The organism is Sphingobium limneticum (assembly GCF_008710155.1).
GTDB lineage: Bacteria > Pseudomonadota > Alphaproteobacteria > Sphingomonadales > Sphingomonadaceae > Sphingobium > Sphingobium limneticum.
The window spans coordinates 102,571-122,010 of sequence record NZ_VYPZ01000002.1 but is presented as its reverse complement, the minus strand read 5'-3'; the positions used below and the strand labels follow the sequence as shown (position 1 = coordinate 122,010).

Annotated in this window: 18 protein-coding genes; 13 read left to right on the top strand and 5 right to left on the bottom strand. The window is 65.1% G+C overall.

The annotated features are described in order from the left end of the window. Positions 1-97 precede the first annotated feature (97 nt). The 6 genes from F4U94_RS03010 (at position 98) to F4U94_RS02985 (ending at position 3,781) form a co-directional block, all read left to right on the top strand. The gene (locus tag F4U94_RS03010) at positions 98-838 is read left to right on the top strand and encodes an SDR family oxidoreductase (RefSeq protein ID WP_120249265.1); all 741 of its coding nucleotides are present in this window, start codon (positions 98-100) and stop codon (positions 836-838) included. 215 nt (positions 839-1,053) lie between these two features. Then, positions 1,054-1,374, top strand: a complete 321-nt coding sequence (locus F4U94_RS03005) for a DMT family transporter (protein ID WP_120249266.1) — start codon at positions 1,054-1,056, stop codon at positions 1,372-1,374. A gap of 120 nt (positions 1,375-1,494) precedes the next feature. Further along, positions 1,495-1,857 carry a DUF1428 domain-containing protein gene (locus tag F4U94_RS03000; protein ID WP_120249267.1) on the top strand — a complete coding sequence of 121 codons (363 nt, stop codon included), beginning with the start codon at positions 1,495-1,497 and terminating at the stop codon, positions 1,855-1,857. A 168-nt stretch (positions 1,858-2,025) separates the two neighbouring features. Then, positions 2,026-2,826 carry a VOC family protein gene (locus tag F4U94_RS02995; protein ID WP_150411836.1) on the top strand — a complete coding sequence of 267 codons (801 nt, stop codon included), beginning with the start codon at positions 2,026-2,028 and terminating at the stop codon, positions 2,824-2,826. After that, positions 2,826-3,317 carry a VOC family protein gene (locus F4U94_RS02990; protein ID WP_120249268.1) on the top strand — a complete coding sequence of 164 codons (492 nt, stop codon included), beginning with the start codon at positions 2,826-2,828 and terminating at the stop codon, positions 3,315-3,317. The genes F4U94_RS02995 and F4U94_RS02990 overlap by 1 nt, the downstream gene beginning before the upstream one ends. Further along, complete coding sequence (locus tag F4U94_RS02985) at positions 3,314-3,781, top strand: SRPBCC domain-containing protein (protein ID WP_120249269.1); 468 nt, start codon at positions 3,314-3,316, stop codon at positions 3,779-3,781. The genes F4U94_RS02990 and F4U94_RS02985 overlap by 4 nt, the downstream gene beginning before the upstream one ends. Here the strand turns inward: F4U94_RS02985 and F4U94_RS02980 are convergent. The 3 genes from F4U94_RS02980 to F4U94_RS02970 all read right to left on the bottom strand — a co-directional run bounded on the left by F4U94_RS02980 (position 3,771) and on the right by F4U94_RS02970 (position 7,755). Further along, complete coding sequence (locus F4U94_RS02980; protein WP_120249270.1) at positions 3,771-4,697, bottom strand: hypothetical protein; 927 nt, start codon at positions 4,695-4,697, stop codon at positions 3,771-3,773. The two genes, F4U94_RS02985 and F4U94_RS02980, sit on opposite strands and share 11 nt — an antisense overlap. Positions 4,698-4,774: 77 nt before the next feature. Next, positions 4,775-6,046, bottom strand: coding sequence for an oligogalacturonate lyase family protein (locus F4U94_RS02975; RefSeq protein ID WP_120249271.1), 1,272 nt, complete (start codon positions 6,044-6,046; stop codon positions 4,775-4,777). Between the two features lie 248 nt (positions 6,047-6,294). Next, complete coding sequence (locus F4U94_RS02970; RefSeq protein ID WP_172598739.1) at positions 6,295-7,755, bottom strand: amidohydrolase family protein; 1,461 nt, start codon at positions 7,753-7,755, stop codon at positions 6,295-6,297. 103 nt (positions 7,756-7,858) lie between these two features. On the opposite strand from F4U94_RS02970, the gene F4U94_RS02965 reads away from it, so the two are divergent. Beyond that, positions 7,859-8,704, top strand: a complete 846-nt coding sequence (locus tag F4U94_RS02965; protein ID WP_120251922.1) for a LysR family transcriptional regulator — start codon at positions 7,859-7,861, stop codon at positions 8,702-8,704. A 350-nt stretch (positions 8,705-9,054) separates the two neighbouring features. On the opposite strand, the gene F4U94_RS02960 is transcribed toward F4U94_RS02965, so the two are convergent. Further along, on the bottom strand, positions 9,055-10,221 hold the full coding sequence (locus F4U94_RS02960) for a pyridoxal phosphate-dependent aminotransferase (protein ID WP_120251923.1): 1,167 nt from the start codon (positions 10,219-10,221) through the stop codon (positions 9,055-9,057). Between the two features lie 168 nt (positions 10,222-10,389). Further along, a complete protein-coding gene (locus F4U94_RS02955) occupies positions 10,390-11,550 on the bottom strand; it encodes a pyridoxal phosphate-dependent aminotransferase (protein ID WP_120249272.1) in 1,161 nt (386 codons plus the stop codon). Between the two features lie 160 nt (positions 11,551-11,710). Between F4U94_RS02955 and ptsP the strand changes: the two genes are divergently transcribed. The 6 genes from ptsP (at position 11,711) to ftsH (ending at position 19,343) form a co-directional block, all read left to right on the top strand. Next, a complete protein-coding gene (gene ptsP, locus F4U94_RS02950; RefSeq protein WP_120249273.1) occupies positions 11,711-13,984 on the top strand; it encodes a phosphoenolpyruvate--protein phosphotransferase in 2,274 nt (757 codons plus the stop codon). 74 nt (positions 13,985-14,058) lie between these two features. Next, positions 14,059-15,039: a helix-turn-helix domain-containing protein gene (locus tag F4U94_RS02945; RefSeq protein ID WP_120249274.1), complete on the top strand. Its 981-nt coding sequence runs from the start codon at positions 14,059-14,061 to the stop codon at positions 15,037-15,039. A gap of 69 nt (positions 15,040-15,108) precedes the next feature. Beyond that, complete coding sequence (locus F4U94_RS02940) at positions 15,109-16,032, top strand: tol-pal system YbgF family protein (protein WP_120249275.1); 924 nt, start codon at positions 15,109-15,111, stop codon at positions 16,030-16,032. Continuing rightward, positions 16,023-16,967: a tRNA lysidine(34) synthetase TilS gene (gene tilS / locus F4U94_RS02935; RefSeq protein ID WP_120249276.1), complete on the top strand. Its 945-nt coding sequence runs from the start codon at positions 16,023-16,025 to the stop codon at positions 16,965-16,967. The genes F4U94_RS02940 and tilS overlap by 10 nt, the downstream gene beginning before the upstream one ends. A 138-nt stretch (positions 16,968-17,105) precedes the next feature. After that, a complete protein-coding gene (locus tag F4U94_RS02930; protein WP_120249277.1) occupies positions 17,106-17,294 on the top strand; it encodes a hypothetical protein in 189 nt (62 codons plus the stop codon). A 99-nt stretch (positions 17,295-17,393) separates the two neighbouring features. After that, positions 17,394-19,343 carry an ATP-dependent zinc metalloprotease FtsH gene (gene ftsH / locus F4U94_RS02925; protein ID WP_120251924.1) on the top strand — a complete coding sequence of 650 codons (1,950 nt, stop codon included), beginning with the start codon at positions 17,394-17,396 and terminating at the stop codon, positions 19,341-19,343. The last annotated feature ends 97 nt before the right edge of the window (positions 19,344-19,440 follow it).

Genomic DNA, 19,440 nt, shown 5'->3' with positions numbered 1-19,440 from the left:
CTCACCTTCGGGTAACTACAGCACTTTGCGGTGCCTACTTTCCAAAAGAGAGCATAGGGCTAAATTGCGGGGCAAGCCAATCGAAAGGAGCTTTCCCATGCAATCCACAGGCAACACCATCCTCATCACCGGCGGCGGGTCGGGCATCGGCGCGGCGCTGGCGCATGAATTTCATGCGGCCGGCAATCAGGTCATCATCGCCGGGCGGCGGCAGGCGGTGCTGGACGCGGTCGTGGCCGATCATCCGGGCATGGCGGCGGTGACGCTGGACATGGAAGATCCGGCGGCGATCAAGGCTTTTGCGGAGAAGCTGGTCGCGGATTTCCCGGCGCTCAATGCCGTGCTGCTCAATGCCGGCATCATGGTGGCGGAGGAGAAGATCGACCTCGCCATCGCGGAGGCCACGGTGGCGACCAATCTGCTTGGTCCGATCCGGCTTGCCCATGCGCTGCTGCCGCATCTGGAGGCGCAGGCGGCGTCGACCATCCTGACCGTGTCGTCGGGCCTGGCCTTCGTCCCGTTGGTGGCGACCCCGACCTATAGCGCGACCAAGGCGGCGATCCATGGCTGGTCGCTGGCGATGCGGGAGCAGTTGAAGGCGACCAGTGTTGAAGTGGTGGAGATCGTGCCGCCCGGCGTGCAGACCGACCTGATGCCCGGCCATGCGGAAAATGACCAGATGATGCCGCTGGCGGACTTCATCGCCGAGACGATGGGATTGTTGCGGCAGCAGCCGACGCCCGCGGAAATCCATGTCGAGCGGGTGAAGTTCCTGAGCGAGGCGACGAAGCGTGGGGAATTTGGCCAAGTGTTCGGGATGCTGAACGGGGCGCATTGAGAACTGGTGCTCCTGCGGACGCAGGAGTCCAGGATTTAGGGCACATCGTTCGACCTTGGGCGACTGCTTTCGCAGGAGCACGGTCTTTGCTGGGCTTGCCTCTCGGCAGAGGCAGGCCTATTTGTCTTCGCCGCAAGCGAGGCCACGTCCTCCCCCGGCACGTCGGGTTTTCAAGTCCGGGACGGCCCGGCTCTCTTTTGGAAAGGAGAGCCGTCATGGCCTGGATCTATCTCTTTATCGCCGGTGTGCTGGAAATCGTCTGGGCCTTTGCGATGAAACAGTCGCACGGGTTCAGCCGGCTGGTGCCCAGCCTCATCACATTGGGCGCGATGGTCGCGAGTTTCGGGCTGTTGTCGCTGGCGATGCGCAGCCTGCCGCTGGGCACCGCCTATATGATCTGGACCGGGATAGGAGCGCTGGGCGCGTTCGCGGTCGGGGTCGCCTTTCTGGGTGAGGGGCTGAGCGTCGCGCGGTTGATCGCGGCGGGGCTGATCCTGGCCGGGCTGGTGCTGATGAAGCTGTCGGCGCAGGCTTAGGCGCCTTCGGACGGGCCGTTCTTCTTTTCGCGTCATCTGATATAAGCGATGCGCATAATGGCATGCGCGTCGTTTAACCTTAGGGTTGCGCGACGACGAGCGACGAAGAGGAGAGAGAATATGGCCTATATGGACGGATTCGTGATCCCGGTGCCCAAGGGCAATAAAGAACGCTATCGCGAGGTCGCGGCCTATGCCGCACCGATCTTCATCGAACATGGCGCGCTGCGCATCGTCGAATGCTGGGGCAGCGACGTCAAGATCGGCAAGACCAACGATTTCCGCACCGCCGTGATCGCGGAGGAGGATGAGGAGGTCGTCTTTTCCTGGATCGAATGGCCCGACAAGGCGACCCGCGACGCGGGCGCCGAGAGAGTCATGAAGGATGAACGCATGCAGCCCAAAGAGGGTGAGGACATGCCATTCAGCGGCGCGCGTTTGATTTATGGCGGGTTTGAAGTGTTGCTGGACGCGAAGGCCTAGGATTGATCGCCATTCCGCCCAGGCGGGCCTGCAAAGCGCGCTTTTCTGCGTTCCGGTGCTCACGTACTTTGAGTACGCTGCGCTCCGGTACTCGAAAATCACGCTTTTCGGCTCCACCTGAACGAAATGGCGATCAATCCTGCAATTCCAAATTTCAGGAGAAAGACGATGACCGATTTTGGCGGCAAATTCTTCTGGTATGAATTGATAACCAGCGATCCGCAGGCGGCGCTGGCTTTTTATGGCGATGTGCTGGGCTGGACGTCGCAGCCTTTCGGCGGCGAGCGGACGGACGATCCCTATCATGTCGTGTCGGGCAGCGCGGGTGCGGTCGGCGGGGTCATGGCCATCCCGGCCGAGGCCAAGGACTGCGGCATGGCGCCCTGGTGGGGTGGCTATATGGGATCGGCCGACGTCGATGCGGATGCGCAGCGGCTGAGCGCGGCGGGCGGCAAGGTGATGCGGCCGGCCGAAGACATAACGGGCGTCGGGCGCTTTGCGGTGATGGCCGATCCGGGAGGGGCGGTTTTCATGCTGCTGAAAGGATCGAGCGACGGGGGGATGGAAGCGGCTTCGCCGATGGCGCCGGGCCATGTCGGCTGGCATGAACTATATGCTGGCGATTTCGACAAGGATCTGGCCTTCTATACCGGGCAGTTCGGTTGGACGACCGGGGACGCCATGGATATGGGCGAAATGGGCAGCTACCAACTCGTGTCGCAGACCGGGGGCGGCGATTTTCAGGATATGACGGGCGGCATCATGCCATGCCCGAAGGAAATGCCGCGACCGGCGTGGCTCTTCTACTTCGTCGTCGACGATATCGATATGTCGGTGGAGAAGGTGAAGGCGGGTGGCGGCACGGTGCTGAACGGGCCGATTGAGGTGCCGGGCGGCGGATGGATCATCCAGGCGAGCGATCCGCAAGGCGCGATGTTTGCGGCTGTCGGCAGCAAGGGGGAGGCGTGATGGACAAGATCACCCCCTGCCTGTGGTTCGACGGCAATGGTCTGGATGCGGCGACTTTTTATGTGTCCGTCTTTGGCGGGTCGATCGATCATGTCAGCTACTATCCGCAGGAGAATCCGTCGCCATCGCCGCTGGCTGGCGGGAGCGTGCTGCTGGTCGAATTCACCCTGTTCGGGCAAAGCTATCAGGCGTTGAACGGTGGGCCGCAATTCACCTTCGACGAGGCGATATCGCTGTCCGTGGCGTGCGAGGATCAGGCGGAGCTGGACCGGCATTTCGACGCGCTGACCGCCGATGGCGGCAAGGATGGGCCGTGCGGATGGGTGACGGACAAATATGGCCTGTCCTGGCAACTGGTGACGCGGCAGATCATGGACAATTACAAGACGGACGACACAGCCGGCATCGCCCGCATGATGGGGGTCATGATGTCGATGCGGAAGTTGGACACCGCCGCGATGCAGGCGGCCTTCGAAGGGAAAGCGATATGAGCAGCGCTGAGCATGAATTGTCCGTGACCTGCCATATCGCGGCGCCGCGCGAGATATGCTGGAAGGTCTGGGTGGATTTGAAGGAGGAATGGTTCTGCCCCAAGCCCTGGCGGGCCGAGGTGATCGAACAGGATCTGCGCCCCGGCGGGCGGAGCGCGGTGCAGATGTTCGGGCCGAATGGCGAAGAGACGGGGCCGATGGAGGGCGTGTTTCTGGAGGTGGTGCCGAACGAACTGGCGGTGACGACGGACGCCTATGCGTCGGGATGGATACCGCAGACGGCGTTCATCACCGGGCTATGGCGGTTCGAGGATGAGGGCGAGGGCACGCGCTTCACCGCGACGGCGCGCCATTGGGATGCGGAGGCCAAGGCACGGCATGAGGAAATGGGCTTTCATCCGGGTTGGGACCAGATGATGGAGCAATTCAAGGCGCTGTGCGAAACGTCTGCCGCTAGCGCCTAGCGGGTTCGGGTTCGTCGTCGGGGACCAGTATTTCCGCCGGATCGATTTTCGACATGGCGATGGCGGCGCGCATGAACAGCAGGGTGGGGCGGGGCGACGCATCGCCTTCGTCCAGCGCCCATTGCCGCGATGCGCGCGCCAGCAGGGCAGGCCAGTCGTCAATGGCGACGCCATGCCCCCGCAGCAGCAATGCGGTCGAGGACCAGTGGCGTTGAAGCAGGGCGATGAAGCCGGCATATTCCGCGCCATCGCCGACGCTGGCATTCGTCATTTCCGTGAAGATTGGTGCAAGCGCGGCGACGGGCAGGCCGTTTCCGGCATGGACCAGCAGGGAATCGCCGTCTTCGGCCACCAGACCGTTCAGCGCATCGCCGAAATAGCGCAGCCGCCCGTCGACCGTCGCCACTTCTATCAACGGGGCCGCCATGCCGCTGCGCTGGGCGCGGGCCCGCACCAGCAACTGACAGGCGAAGCCCGCCAGCACGCCGAAGCTTTCGGGCGGGGACGGGGTGCGCGGCGGACGAAAGCGGTCGATCAGGCGGCGGACGATCGCCGCGTGCGGATCGACGACCATCGGCAGGTCATCGGCTTGTGCGTCGATCCGGTCGAGGCCCCTGCTGACGTGCCGCACCCACAGCCAGAAGACCAGCGTGAAGAGCAGGAAGCTGCCCGCCACCAGCGCGAACAACGGCATTGCATAGGCGTTTCTGATCGGCCGTATGAACAGAGGCAGCAGCGCCATGATCGGCAACATCGCCAGCGGCATCAGCCAGCGCAAGCCCCGGCGCAGCATGATCTGTTGCCGCGCATCGATCAAATAGCGCCCGCCGAGCAGGCCGAACGGCATGAACAGCGCGCGCCCGTCGGCGGTGTGGCCGAACGCGCTGTCGAAAAAGCTGTCCGCAAGGTGGCGCATGACTATCCTGTAGAGCCGACATTGTCAGCGCGACAGCATGATGGCGTCGGGTTAATATGCGTTTATGCGAAGGCGGCTTATGGGGCCTTCGCCACTTCCACGGCGTAGATCGCCGGTTTGCCCTCCACATTGGCGCGGTAGACCAGCCATTGGCCGTCCGGTGTGAAATGCTGGTTGGGCTCGAGCGTGTAGTCCTGTTTCGATAGGTCGGCGAGGCGCTGGGTTTCCAGGTCGCCGGCCGCGATCAGCCGGTCGCGGTCCAGCGTGTCGGGTGCGCGAGGGTTGGTATCGGCGCGGGGACGGAAGAGGCTGATATATTTGCCTTCGTCATTGCCGTCGCCCGAGAAGAGGCGGTTGTCGGGGGAGGAACTGAAATGATAGCTGCCTTGCCCTGCGCCTAGCCGGTACCAGAGGCGCTTGCCGCTGCGCACGTCGAAGCTGGCGAGCCAGCGGACGCCCATCGGCTGAATGAGGTCGTACCAGATGGTGCGGCCGTCGGGCGCCCAATATTCATGGCCGGCGATTTCGCCCTGAAAGGTGCGCTGATGCACCTTCGTCTTCTGGCTGCCGTCGGTGCGGATGGTCCAGATGCGGTCGACCTTCTGCCACGGCCCCTCATGACAATACATGAGCAGCGTCGGGTCGGAGGGGGAGAAGAGGACGTGGTTCAGCCAGTCGCTGGACTGGGTCACCGTCTTTCGTTCGCCGGTGCGGATGTCGATGGTGAAGATTTCCATCGGCACGCCGGCGGCGAGGCGCCGGGCCATCCATTGTTCCTTGGCGACTGCGAAGGGCAGGGGCTTTCCATCCGGACCGTTGGCGGCATAGGTGGGCGAGCCGGTCTTGGGATCGCGATTGCCCTGCGCGGCGATGGCGGCAGGGGGCGGGGCGAGTTCGCGATGGCCGGCGAGCAGCGTGTCGTCGGCATTGATCGACGCGATGCGGCCGCCGGGCAGGTCGGCGATGCGGCGGCGTTTGCCGGTGTCGAGATCCACCGACCAGATGGTGGAGGCGGCTTCGTTGCCGATCGGGCTGGTGCTGTAATAAGCGACGGCCGCGCGATTGCCGACGAAGAGCAGGCGGTCGATCTTTTCTTTCAGGACGAGGCGGGTGGTCCAGTTGGCAGTGTCGGCGACGCGGATGCCCTCTGGCGTCAGGTAGATCATCCGCTTTCCGTCCGGGGTGAACGGGTTATAGTTGAAATAGAGGCCGTAATTGCCGGGCCGGTCATCGACGCGGACGATGCGGTGGCCGGTGGTGGGGTCGATCCACGAGGCGGGCTTGGGTGCGGGCGCGGCGGCAATCAGCAGCGGCAGGAGTCCAAATAGAGCCAGCCGTTTTCCGCGCATTATCGTCTCCACACATCCATTCTGTGGAACTTGGTAACGCATGGTGGAAATTTAGGCAATCGAAGGGATAGGATTTTGCTTGGCACGGACAATGGCATCGCGCGCAGACATCGACGCATATCTGGCGTTCCCCGGCGCAGGCTGGGGTCCAGCCCCTTGCGTGGCACTGGACCCCGGCCTGCGCCGGGGAACATAACGTCACGGTTCAAATCATGGCCCGGTGCTGAACGACGCGAGACGGCAGCGGGTCAGGGGGCCTTGTTCCAATCCGCGACCTTGGCCTTCGTGTCGGCGAGCATCGCGTCAAGGGCGGCGCGGTCGTAGCTTTTGCCGCGCATGACGACGGTGGCGATGGCGCGGGTCGCTGCGATATCCTGCAACGGATTGCGGTCGAGCAGGACGAGGTCGGCGGCCTTGCCAGCCTCCACGCTGCCATAGCGGTCCAGCTGGCCGAACCAAGCCGGGCCGGCGCGGGTGGCGGCGGAGAGCGCCTGGGCGGGGGTGAGGCCTTCTTTCACGAACAGGGACAGTTCGTCATGCAGGCCGATGCCGGGATAGTTGAAGCTGTTCAAAAAGCCCGCGTCGGTGCCGGCGATGATCGTGACGCCCGCCTTTTGCAGCAGCGGCAATATGGCGGCCATGCGTTCGAAATGATCGTGGCGCGCGGTGATGGCGGCGGCGTCGGCCGCTGCGGCGCGCTGGATGCGCCAGTCATAGGTCTTGCGCAGTTTCGGGCCGATATAGGCGAGATAGGGATCGTTCGCGTGGGTGTCGCGGTCGAGATAGGTGATGATGCGGCTGCCGTTCAGCGTCGGGGTGACGAACACGCCCTTCGCGGCGAAATTGCGATAGGCGGCCATGGCGGTGGCGCTGTCGAAGCCGGTGTCGAGGCGGTGGCTGGCCTCCGCCCGGTCGATGCGGCCGGCGGCGAAATCGGCGGCGATCGCGGCTTCTTGCCTGACGCCGGCCTTATAGGCGTAATCGAGATGCTCGATCGAACTGATGCCGGCGTCTACCGCCTGGCCGACCGTCAGCGCCATCGGGATATGGCCCGAACTGCGCAGGCCATGCGCCTTCGCCTGCGCAACGGCGTAGAGGAACAGGTCTGGCTTCAACGTGCTGTCGGTGATCTTCACGAAGTCGACATGATCACGCTGTTGCAGGCGGGTGATGGCGGCGTCGACATCGGCCTGGCTGCCGACCTCGATCGTACCTTTCCAGACAGGCGCGATCCCCTCGATCTTGGCGCCGGAGGTGAGGAGGCGCGGGCCGAACAGGCTGCCGCTGGCGATGTCGTGGCGCCATTGGAGGACATTGTCGGGCAGGTCGCCCGAACAGTCGCGGATGGTGGTGATGCCATGGGCGACATAGAGGGGGAGGAGCGCCTTATTCTCCTCGATCAGGTCCGGGCCGCCGCCGAAATGGACGTGCATGTCCCAGAGCGCGGGGATGAGGAAGCGGCCCTTGCCCTCGATCGTGCCGGCGGCTTGCCAGTTTTTGGCGATGGCCTTGTCCGGGCCGACGGCGACGATATCCGGGCCGCGCAGGACCACGGCCTGATCCGGGTTTGCGCGGCCATGCTCGACGTCGATGACGGAGACGTGGCGGATGATCATGTCGCCCTGTTGCGGGGCGGGTGCGGCCAGTGCGGGCGCTGGAGACGCGATGAGGGCGATCAGGGGCAAAGTGGTGGCCAGCAGGGTCTTCATCTTCGGTCCGCGCTCCGAAAGGGGATAGGCGATTTTAGCTGCTTGACCACCATGCGCAAATTAGATGTTGGAATGGATAGCATGCACATCGATAATGATGGCCATGTTCGATCCCCGCCTGCTGCGCAGCCTTGTCGCCATTGCCGATAGCGGCAATTTCACCCATGCGGCCGAGCGGCTGAACATGACCCAGTCGACCATCAGCCAGCAGATCGGCCGGCTGGAGGCGATGGCGGGGCACAGGCTTGTCGACCGTTCGGCGCGACCGGTGTGCCTGACCGCGATGGGTGAGCGGCTGATCGGTCATGCGCGGCGGATACTGTTGCTGAATGAGGATGCCGCGCTGCTGCTGCGCGATCCGGCGGGGACAGCGGCGATCTCCATCGGCCTGCCGGAGGATCTGGCGACGGGGGCGATGGCGCAGGCCTTTGCCGGGTTCGCGCGGGCGCACCGGCATATCAGGCTGGACGCGACGACCGGGCTGAGCCGCGACCTGGCGCAGCGATATCGGCAGGGGGAGTTCGATATCGTGGTCGTGAAGGAGGCCGAGACCGGGGCGGATTGTCGGGCGGCCTTTGCAGAGCCTTTGGGCTGGTTCGCGGCGGCCGAGGGTGTGGGCGTGGTGGATGAAGAGGCGTTGCCACTGGTCTGCTTTCCGGCAGGGGGGCTGTATCGCGATCAGATGTTCGCGCAGCTGGAGCGGGAGGGGCGGCGCTGGTTCGTGGCCTTTTCGGGGAGCAGTTTGCAGAGCGTGGTGGCGGCGGTCGCGGCCGGGGTGGGCGTGTCGCTGCTGCCGCTGGCGGCTGTGGGCGGGGCGAAGCTGGTGCGGCGAACCGATCTGGGCGGGGTCGCGCCGATGCGGGTGTCGCTCTACGCGCGCGAGGGTGATGGGCCGCTGGCGGAACTGGGGCGGGCGATGGTGGCGGTGCTGGACGCGCGGGCTGGGTGAGGGGAATTGGCGCGATCGCGCTGTATTCGCGTGAGGTTGCTTCCCCCTCACCCAGCTCCGACTAGGCAGCAAGCTGCCAAGTCTGCGCAGCCCTCTCCCCCATGGGGAGAGGGATAAGGCGTTCTCGGCAGGAATTAGACATGTTCCCCCTCCCGTTTACGGGAGGGGGTTAGGGGGTGGGCGGGACATCGTGATAGCCCACCCCGCTGCGACTAACGCGCTGCGCGCGTAAGTCTCACTGCCCCTCCCGCAGGCGGGCGGGGATTATATTCTTCGCACCTTCATCCACCGCCACCAAAAAAGGCGCCCGGTTGCCCGGACGCCTTTTCATTCGTGACGGTGGGAGCCGTTTACGCCTTGTAGACCTTGTCCACGGCCGCGCGGAATTTGGCCATGTCGTCGGCGCTGCCGACGGTTACGCGCGAGACGGTGGGCCAGATGGGCCAGTTGCGGCCGATCTGTACCTTTTCCGGGGTGGCGAGCAGGGCGGCCTGCATTTCCTTGGCCGGCTTCTTCCAGTTGACCATGAACATGTTCGCCTGGCTGCCGGGCTGTACTTCGATGCCCTTCTTGGCCAGCCATGCGATCGTTTCGTCGCGGTTGCCGATCATTTCGTTGCGGCGCGCCTTGATGAGGGCGGCTTCCTTGTACACCGCATTGCCGCAGTGCATGGCGGTGATCGCCAGGCCGCCGGCCGAGGGGCCGAAGAGCGAAATGCGCTTTTGCACTTCGGGATCGGCGAAGGTGAGGCCGAGGCGTACGCCGGCCATGCCGAACAGCTTCGAGAAGGTCCGCATGACAATGATGTCCTTGCGGTTGCCGATCAGCGAAGCGGCGCTGGGTGCTTCGGAGAAGTGGATATAGGCTTCGTCCACCAGCAGCATCGCGTCGGCGGGCTTGTTGTCCAGCAGCCACTTGATGTCGGCCAAAGGCGTGATGGTGCCGGTCGGGTTGTTGGGCGTGCAGATATAATAGAGGCCCGCGTTCGGATTGGCGGCCAGCATCGCCTTTACGTCATGACCCTTGCCGATCGCCTGGGGCGCCTTGGCAATGGGCGCCTTCATGTAGTCGGCGGTGCGCCATGCGGATTCGAAGGTCGGGTCGGCGGTGACCAGGCCCTTGGTCGGCGAGCAATAGGCCGCCACGATGCTGACCAGCGGGCCGCCCGAACCGGGCCAGGGCATGACCTGCGCTTCGGGAATGCCTTCGACCGTGGCGACGGTGGTGATCAGGTCGCCCTTATAGTTGTCCGGGTCGTACCAGTTGCCGAACGAAGCGGCTTCGGCCGCGGCCTGAACGCCCGAGGGGAAGGGGCCGGTCCAGCATTCGTTGGAGCCGATGCGCACCGCGCCCTTGACGCCGCGGGCGGCCTGCTGCTGCGCCATGGCGCTGCCGCCCAGAAGCGAGCTGGCGGCGACGCCGGCGCCCAAAAGCGCGGCGACTTCACCCAGTTGGCGGCGCGAATAGCCGCGCTCTATCAGATCGTCCTGGGCATCCTTGTTCAGCATCATGGTCATGTCGTCCGTCCCCTTGTCCTGCAAACAATGTGGTCATGGGGAAAGACGAAAGGGCGACGCATTTCCGCAATGCGCCGCCCTTTCTTTTCTGTAATTTTTCTGGAGTGTCGCACCGCTCTGGCGACATGAATGAAAAGTGGGGTGTCCTGCTGTCCGGATGCTGTTGCGTTAGGCCTTCCACACCTTGTCGACGGCGGCGTTGAAGGCTTCCATTTCGGCCATCGAGCCGACCGACACGCGCGAGACATTGGGCCAGATCGGCCAGTTGCGGCCGATCTGCACATTGGCGGCGAGCAGGGCGGCCTGCATGTCCTTGGCGCTCTTCTTGCCCCAGTCGACCATAAACATGTTCGCCTGGCTGCCGGGGATGACCTTGATCCCCTTGGCCTTCAGATGGCTGACCGATTTTTCGCGGGCGGCGTTCATTTCGGCGCGGCGCGCCTTGATGAGGTCGGCCTGCGCGACCGAGACGGTGCCGCAGGCGACGGCGGTCATCGGCAGCATGCCGGTCACCTGTCCGCCGTCATAGCGCATCATCTTTTCCATGAGCGTGGGCGAGGCGAAGGTGAGGCCGAGGCGCATGCCGGCCATGCCGAACAATTTGGAGAAGGTGCGCAGGATCAGCACGTCGTCGCGGGTGGCGGCGAGCTTTGCGGCGTTGGGGCCATCGACCCAGTGGATATAGGCTTCGTCCACCACCAGGATCGAATCCTTGGGCTTGTTGTTGGCCAGCCATTCGATGTCGGCGACCGGCGTGACGGTGCCGGTCGGGTTGTTGGGCGAGCAGATATAATAGACGCCCGCATTGGGGTCCGCCGCCAGCATCGCCTTTACGTCATGGGCGTAATCCTTGGTCAGCGGCACTTTCTTGACCGGGGCGCCGAGCCAGGCGGCGGTGCGCCAGATGGCTTCATAGGTAGGGTCGGCGGTGACGATGCCGCGCGTGGGCGAGGCATAGGCGATCGCGACGCGGCTGAGCGGATCGGACGATCCGGGCCAGGCGACGACGCGGTCGGCCGGAATACCTTCGACCGAGGCGACGGCGTCGAACAGCTTTTGATGTTCATTGTCCGGTTCGTAGCGATTGCCTTCCTGCACCAGCTTGAACGCGGCTTCGGCCGCGACGGGGAAGGGGCCGGTCCAGCATTCGTTGGCGCCGATGCGCACGGCGCCGGCAACTGCCTTGGCCGCCTGTTGCGCGCCTGCGCCCGTGATGCGGATGACAGCCGCGCCGGCGCCCAGCAGCGCCGCGACCTTTGCCATCTGACGGCGCGAATAGCCGCGTCCGATCAGTTCCTGTTCCATTGCCGGTTCGAGTTGCGTCGCCATGATCCCTCTTCTCCCTCCATGCCCGCGTGCGGGCTTTCAGCCTGCTGGACGAATGTACAGATTGTTCCCGCCATGCAAATCAGCTCTGCTTAACAATATTGCGGGTCCGATCATAGGAAACGCCTTGGAAAGCGGTGCGTCAATCTGATAGCGCAATGAAATGCCCAGCACCCCCGCCGCCGCCGCTCGCCAGATCCTCATCCGATTGCAGGAGGTCATGGCCGCGCGCAACAGCGCCCAGGCCAAGCTGAACAAGGTGGTGGAGATTATCGGCGAGTCGCTGTCGAGCGAGGTCTGCTCCATCTATCTGGTGCGTGAGGGCGTGCTGGAACTGTTCGCGACCCGCGGGCTGAAGCAGGAGGCGGTGCATGTCACCCGCATGGCGATGGGGGAGGGCCTGGTCGGCCTGATCGCCACCAATGTCGAGACGCTGAACCTGGACGAGGCGGCGTCGCACCCCGATTTTTCCTATCGCCCGGAAACCGGCGAAGAATTGTTCCACAGCTTTGCCGGCGTGCCGATCGTGCGGCGCGAGCGCGCCATCGGCGTGCTGTGCGTGCAGCATGCCGACCCGCGCAAATATGAAGAGGTCGAGATCGAGGCGCTCCAGACCGTCGCCATGGTGATGTCGGAGCTGATCGCGAACGCCGAACTGGCCGATGACGGCCCGGCCGACGCGCGGATTGCCGATACCGGCACCAGCATGTTGCACGGCCTGCAACTGGTGATGGGCATGGCACGGGGGCATATCGTGTTCCACCAGCCGCGCGTGCATATCGAACATACGGTGGCCGAGGATGTGGAGGCGGAGCGGCAGCGCGTCTTTTCCGCCTTTGCCAAGATGCGCGAACAGATCGACCGGATGACCGGTGCGGCCGAGTTCGGCATGGAGGGCGAGCATCAGGAGGTTTTGGAAACCTACAAGATGTTCGCTTATGACGAAGGGTGGACGCGGCGGATCAACGAGGCGATCGACAGCGGCCTGACCGCCGAAGCGGCGATCGAGCGGGTGCAGCAGCGCACGCGCATGCGGATGCGGCAGATCGACGATCCGTTGCTGTCCGACCGGATGCACGATCTGGAGGATCTGGCCAACCGGCTGCTGCGCATCGTGTCGGGACAATTGGGCACGGCAGCGCAGATGGGGTTGCGGCAGGACGCGATCCTGATCGCGCGCAACCTGGGCCCGGCCGAGCTGCTGGAATATGACCGCCGCCGGTTGAAGGGCGTCATATTGGAGGAAGGGTCGCTGACCGCCCATGTCACCATCGTCGCGCGCGCCATGGGCGTGCCGGTGCTGGGGCGCGTGCGCGACATCCGCCATCTGGTGACGGAGGGCGATCTGGTGCTGATGGATGTGGGCGCGAACGCGCTGCTGATCCGCCCGACCGCCGACATGGAAGAGGCGTTCGAGAACAAGTTGCATGTTACGCAGAAGCGCCGGGCCGAATTTACGGCGATGCGCGACCTGCCGTCGGTGACCGCCGATGGGCAGCGGGTCGAGTTGATGGTCAATGCCGGGCTGCGCGAGGATGCGCAGGCGCTGGACCTGGTGGGGGCGGACGGCATCGGCCTGTTCCGCACGGAATTCCAGTTTCTGGTGTCGGCCACCCTGCCGCAGCGGGAAAAGCAGCAGCGGCTCTACAAGGATGTGCTGGACGCGGCAGGCGACCGGCCGGTCATTTTCCGCACCGTCGATATCGGCGGGGACAAGGCGTTGCCCTATATGCAGCGCGACGATGACGAGCATGAGGATAATCCGGCGATGGGCTGGCGCGCACTGCGGCTGGCGCTGGACCGCGACGGGTTGATGAAGGCGCAGGCACGCGCGCTGCTGGAGGCGGCGGCGGGCAAGATGCTGCACATCATGTTCCCGATGGTGTCGGAACCATGGGAATATGAGCAGGCGCGCGCGCTGGTGGAACATCAGCGCGAATGGCTGGTGTCGCAGAAGAAGAAGCTGCCGATCGCGGTGAAATATGGGGCGATGCTGGAAGTGCCGGCGCTGGCCGAAGTGCTGGACCTGTTGCTGCCCAAGCTGGATTTCCTGTCGATCGGGACCAACGACCTGACCCAGTTCCTGTTTGCCGCCGATCGGGCGCATCCGCGGCTGGCCGAGCGGTACGACTGGTTGAGCATCGCTATCCTGCGCTTTCTGGACCGGGTGGTGCGCACCTGTCAGGACCATAAGGTGCCGGTTGGCGTATGCGGCGAGATGGGCGGGCGCACGCTGGAGGCGATGGCGCTGATCGGCCTGGGCATCCGGCGCCTGTCGATCACGCCCGCGTCGGTGGGACCGGTCAAGGCGATGATCCGGGCGGTGGATGCCGAATCATTGCGCGCGCTGATGCGCGAGATGCTGGATGGCGGCGCGGTCGACATTCGCGCGCGGCTGACGCAATGGGCGGTCGAACGGAATATCGAACTCAGTTGATTAGGCGGGATGCGGCGTTGACAACGCCCGTCCCGCAATGAGACAAGGCCGGCCATTACAGGTCGCGGAGCAGCATGGCAGACGAAGCAGAAACCCAAGCCGGCGCCATCGGCGCGCCGGACGCGCAGCTTTCCACCCCCGGCGCGAAGTTGCGTGCCGCGCGGGAGGCGCAGGGCCTTTCGATACAGGATGTTGCGACCCGCACGCGCATCGCCGTGCGCCAGCTGGAAGCGGTGGAGCGGGACGATTATGCCGCGCTGCCGGGCATCCCCTATGCCGTCGGTTTCGCACGCGCCTACGCCCGCGCTGTGGATCTGGACGAGGTGGAGATCGCTGCGGAGGTACGCCATGGCGTGCATAACAGCGATATCGGCGCCAACCGTTATGAGGCGTTCGAGCCGGTCGATCCGGCGCGTGTCCCGTCGCGGGCATTGGCCTGGACCGCTGCGCTGATCGTGGTCGTGCTGATCGCGGGCTTCACCATCTGGCGCACCCAGTTGCTGACGCCGCCCACGGCCGAGGAAATCGCGCAGGACAAGCAGGAAGCGATCGCCGCGCGTCCGGCCGGCGTTGCCCCGGCCGCACCCGTCGTGCAGACCGTGGTGTTCACCGCGGTGGACGATGTGTGGTTACGCATTGTGGACGAAGCGGGCGAGCGGCTGAAGGACGGGACGCTCAAGAAGGGTGAGAGCTTCACCCTGCCGGCCGAGGCCAAGGGGCCGACCATATTGACCGGTCGCCCGCAGGCGCTGACCGTGACCGTGGGTGGCAAGACGATCCCGCCGCTGGGCGCGCCCGATCGCACCATTTCCGACGTGCCGGTGAGCGCGGCGGCGCTGTTGGCGCGGGCGGCGGAGACGCCGGCCGTGCCGGGCGCTGCGCCGGCCGCTACCGCGCCCGCGCGTACACCGGCTCCGCGTCCTGCCCAGCGTCCGACGGCGGCGGCCCCGTCGGCAGCCAATGGCCAGATCGCCGGACAGCCCGGCGGGTTGAGCGTGCCGTTGCCGGCAGCGCCTGCGCCGGCGGCGGGCGGCGCGACCGGTACCCAGCCCTGAGGCATGTCGCGCTTTACCGCGCGGAATAACGGCTTATGGTCAAGCCAACAGATTTAGTCGGGGATCATCATGCGTAACGCCCTCTTTGCGACATCGGCCGTGCTGCTGGCGATGGCCGCGCCCGCCATCGTTCAACCTGTTGCCGCGCAAAATGCGCCGGTCGAGGTCCGGGTTGATCGGCTGGAAAAGGAAATGCGCGCGGTGCAGCGCAAGGTTTTCCCGGCCGGCACGCCTATCGAGGCGGAGATTACCCGTCCCACCACGCCCACGGTCGCGCCCGGATCGCCGGCATCGACCCCGATCGCGGACCTGACCGCGCGGGTGGGGGCGCTGGAATCTCAGCTGGCCTCCATCACCGGACAGGTAGAGGAAAATAGCTACAAGCTGCGCCAGCTGGAGGCGGCCTTCACCAAATATAAGGCGGAGAATGACGCGCGGCTGGCGGAGCCGGCGCCGGTGGCGCCCGCCGTGTCGGTTCCGGTCACGCCGACGCCGACTGCTGCTGCGCCCAAGCCTGCCGCACCCAAGCCCGCAGCGGCGGCGCCGGTCGCCAGCGAAGCGCGCAAGGCCGCCGTGGCGGCGGTGGAGCGGCCCGATACCGGCGATGCGGCGGGTGACGCCTATAATTATGGCTTCCGCTTGTGGGACGCGAAATTCTATCCCGAAGCGCAGGGGCAGTTGAAGGCGACGGTGGAAAAATATGGTTCCAGCCCGGTCGCCAGCAAGGCGCAGAATCTGCTGGGCCGCGCCTATCTGGACGATGGCAAGCCGGCGCTGGCGTCGGTCGCCTTCTACGAAAATTACCAGAAGCGCCCGCGTGGCGACCGCGCGGCCGACAGCCTGACCTATCTGGGCGAGGCACTGATCCAGCTGAAGAAGCCGGCCGATGCCTGCAAAGTCTATCAGGAACTGGAGCAGGTCTATGGCGAGAGCCTGTCCAACAGCCTGCGCGGGATGATGACGGCCGGGCGCGCCAAGGCGAAGTGCAGCTAAAGACGCAGATTGCGGCGCTGGAGGCGCGGCTGATCGCAGCGACGCGGGCGCTGGTCGGGGACGATCCGGCGGCGCGGTTCTGCGTGGCGGTATCGGGCGGGCCGGACAGCATGGCGCTGCTGTTTCTGGCCGCGCGCGCCTTTCCGGGGCGGGTTGCGGCGGTCACGGTCGATCATCAGTTGCGGGCGGCGTCGGCGGACGAGGCGGCGATGGTCGCGCGCTGGTGCGCCGAACGCGCCATTCCCCATGCCATATTGACGCCCGATGCGCCGGTGCAGGGCAATGTTCAGGCCTGGGCAAGGGCGACGCGATACCGGTTGATCGAACATTGGTGCGCGGGGCAGGGGATCGCGTGGATCATGACCGCCCATCATGCCGACGACCAGCTGGAAACGATGCTGATGCGGTTGAACCGGGGATCGGGTGTCGCCGGGCTGGCTGGGGTGCGGGGGCGATCCGGCCGGGTGATCCGGCCGCTGCTGGGGATGCGCAAGGCCGATTTGCAGGCGTTGGCGGACGCGGAAGGGCTGCCCCATGTCCAGGATCCGTCCAATGCCGATCCGCGATTCGACCGGGCGGCGATGCGGACGGCGCTGGCGCAGGCGCCCTGGCTTGACGCGCAGGCGGCGGCCCGCAGTGCGGCGGCGCTGGGGGAGGCCGAAGCGGCGATCGCATGGAGCGCGGCCGAACTGGCGCAGGCGCATGTCCGCAGCGACGGGGCAGGATGGCGGCTGGAGCGGACCGACCTGCCGCGCGAATATCTGCGGCGGCTGGTGCTGCATATGGTGGCGCTGGCCGATGCGCCGGTGCCGCGAGGCGAGAGCCTGGATCTGGCGCTGGCCGAGGCGGCCGCCGGGCGGCAGGCGAGCCTGGGCGACTGGCTGCTCAAGGGTGGCGCATCATGGACGTTGATGCCCGCGCCGCCACGGCGCTAACCTGTGGATCGATCGTTACGGAAAGGTTCCACGGACTATCGCGCAAGCCCCACGCTTTGCCGATTAGGCGCAGCGAAATGACCTTTCCTTAACGCGCATCATGCTATCGGGCGGGCTTTCTAGCGGGGAATTTGGTGCATGGTGGAGTTTGCGGCGCTGACCTATGGCCTGTTGGCCAGTGTCATTCTTTCGGCGGCGAAGCGGAACCGGATGCTGGCGCGGCCGCATCCGCCGCTGCTGCTCTATGTCGGTTATCTGCTGTGTGGCCTGTCGGCCGGGTTGGCGCTGGCGCTGGGCTATGTTGCGCTGACGTTGCTGGGCGCCTGACCGTCGACGAGAAGGGCGTGAAATAGCGGGCGCGTTGGGCCTGAGCCTGCTTGCGCTTTTGCGGACGCGCCCTATCTTGGCCGGTGAAAGTGAGTGATGATGAACGACGAGAAAGACCCGCAGGGCAACCCCTGGATCAAGAGCGCCATGATTTGGGCGGGCGTGATCGTCGCCCTGCTGCTGTTCGTGTCGCTGTTCGACAGCCGCACGACATCGGCTGCGGGATCGGCCATCGCCTATTCGGAATTCCGTTCCAAGGTGCAGGAAGGGCAGGTCAAGGACGTCGCGATCGCGCCGGACCGGATCAGCGGCACCCTGTCGAGCGGCCAGAAATTTTCCACGGTTCCGGTCAATGATCCGGGCCTGACCGGCTTGCTCGACGACTATAATGTCAAATATTCGGGGCAGGCGCAGGACCAGCCGAGCTTCTGGCAGATATTGCTCTACCAGTCGTTGCCGTTCCTGCTGATCCTGGGCATCGCCTTCTTCGTGCTGCGCCAGATGCAGAAGGGGGGCGGCGCCGGTGGCGCGATGGGTTTCGGCAAGTCCAAGGCCAAGTTGCTGACCGAAAAGCATGGCAAGGTGACGTTCGATGACGTCGCCGGCATCGACGAAGCGCGCGAGGAATTGCAGGAAATCGTCGAATTTCTGAAAGACCCGAGCAAGTTTGCGCGTCTGGGCGGCAAGATCCCCAAGGGCGCATTGCTGGTCGGTTCGCCCGGTACCGGCAAGACATTGCTGGCGCGCGCGATCGCGGGCGAGGCGGGTGTGCCCTTCTTCACCATTTCGGGGTCTGACTTCGTCGAAATGTTCGTGGGCGTGGGCGCAAGCCGCGTGCGCGACATGTTCGAGCAGGCCAAGAAGAACGCGCCCTGCATCGTCTTCATCGACGAAATCGACGCGGTCGGCCGTCATCGCGGCGCGGGTCTGGGCAATGGCAATGACGAGCGCGAACAGACGCTGAACCAGCTGCTGGTCGAGATGGACGGGTTCGAGGCCAATGAGGGCATCATCATCGTCGCGGCGACCAACCGCCCCGACGTGCTGGACCCCGCACTGCTGCGTCCGGGTCGTTTCGACCGTCAGGTCGTGGTGCCCCGTCCCGACATCGAGGGTCGCGAGAAGATCCTGGCCGTCCATATGAAGAAGGTGCCGCTAGCGCCCGACGTCAATCCGCGCACGATCGCGCGCGGTACGCCGGGCTTTTCCGGCGCGGATCTAGCCAACCTGGTCAACGAGGCGGCTTTGACGGCGGCGCGGCGCGGCAAGCGGCTGGTCGCCATGGACGAGTTCGAGTCGGCCAAGGACAAGGTGATGATGGGTGCGGAACGCCGCTCCATGGTCATGACCGACGACGAGAAGAAGATGACCGCCTATCATGAGGCGGGTCATGCCATCGTATCGGTCCATGAGCCGGCGTCCGACCCGATCCACAAGGCGACGATCATCCCGCGCGGCCGTGCGCTGGGCATGGTGATGCGCCTGCCGGAACGCGACAGCTACAGCTATCATCGCGACAAGATGCACGCGAACATGGCCGTCGCCATGGGCGGGCGCGTGGCCGAGGAAATCATCTTCGGTTACGACAAGGTGTCTTCGGGCGCTTCGGGCGACATCCAGTACGCTACCAAGCTGGCGCGCGACATGGTCACGCAATGGGGCATGTCGGACAAGCTGGGTCCGCTGCAATATGAAGAGCAGCAGGGCGAGACGTTCCTGGGCTATTCGCAGAGCCAGCGCGTCCACATGTCGGACGAGACGGCCAAGCTGATCGACGCGGAAATCCGCGCTCTGGTGGAGCAGGGCTATGCCCGTGCGCAGGACTTGCTCAAGGGGCATGAGGACCAGCTGCACCTGCTGGCCAACGCGATGCTGGAATATGAGACGCTGAGCGGCGAAGAGATCAAGGCGCTGCTGGAAAAGGGCGAGATCACCCGCGACGACGGCACGACGATCAAGCCTTCGGTCATTCCGGTGGCAGGCTCTTCGATCCCGCGCACCCGCAAGCGCAAGGGGCCGTTCGGTGAGGCGTCGCCTGCTGGGGCCTGAAGCCTGGGTTCAGGAATGTAATGAAAAAGGGCGTGGCCGATGGCTGCGCCCTTTTTCATTAGCGCGGGGATAGCGCCACGTAAAAGCGTCATGCTGC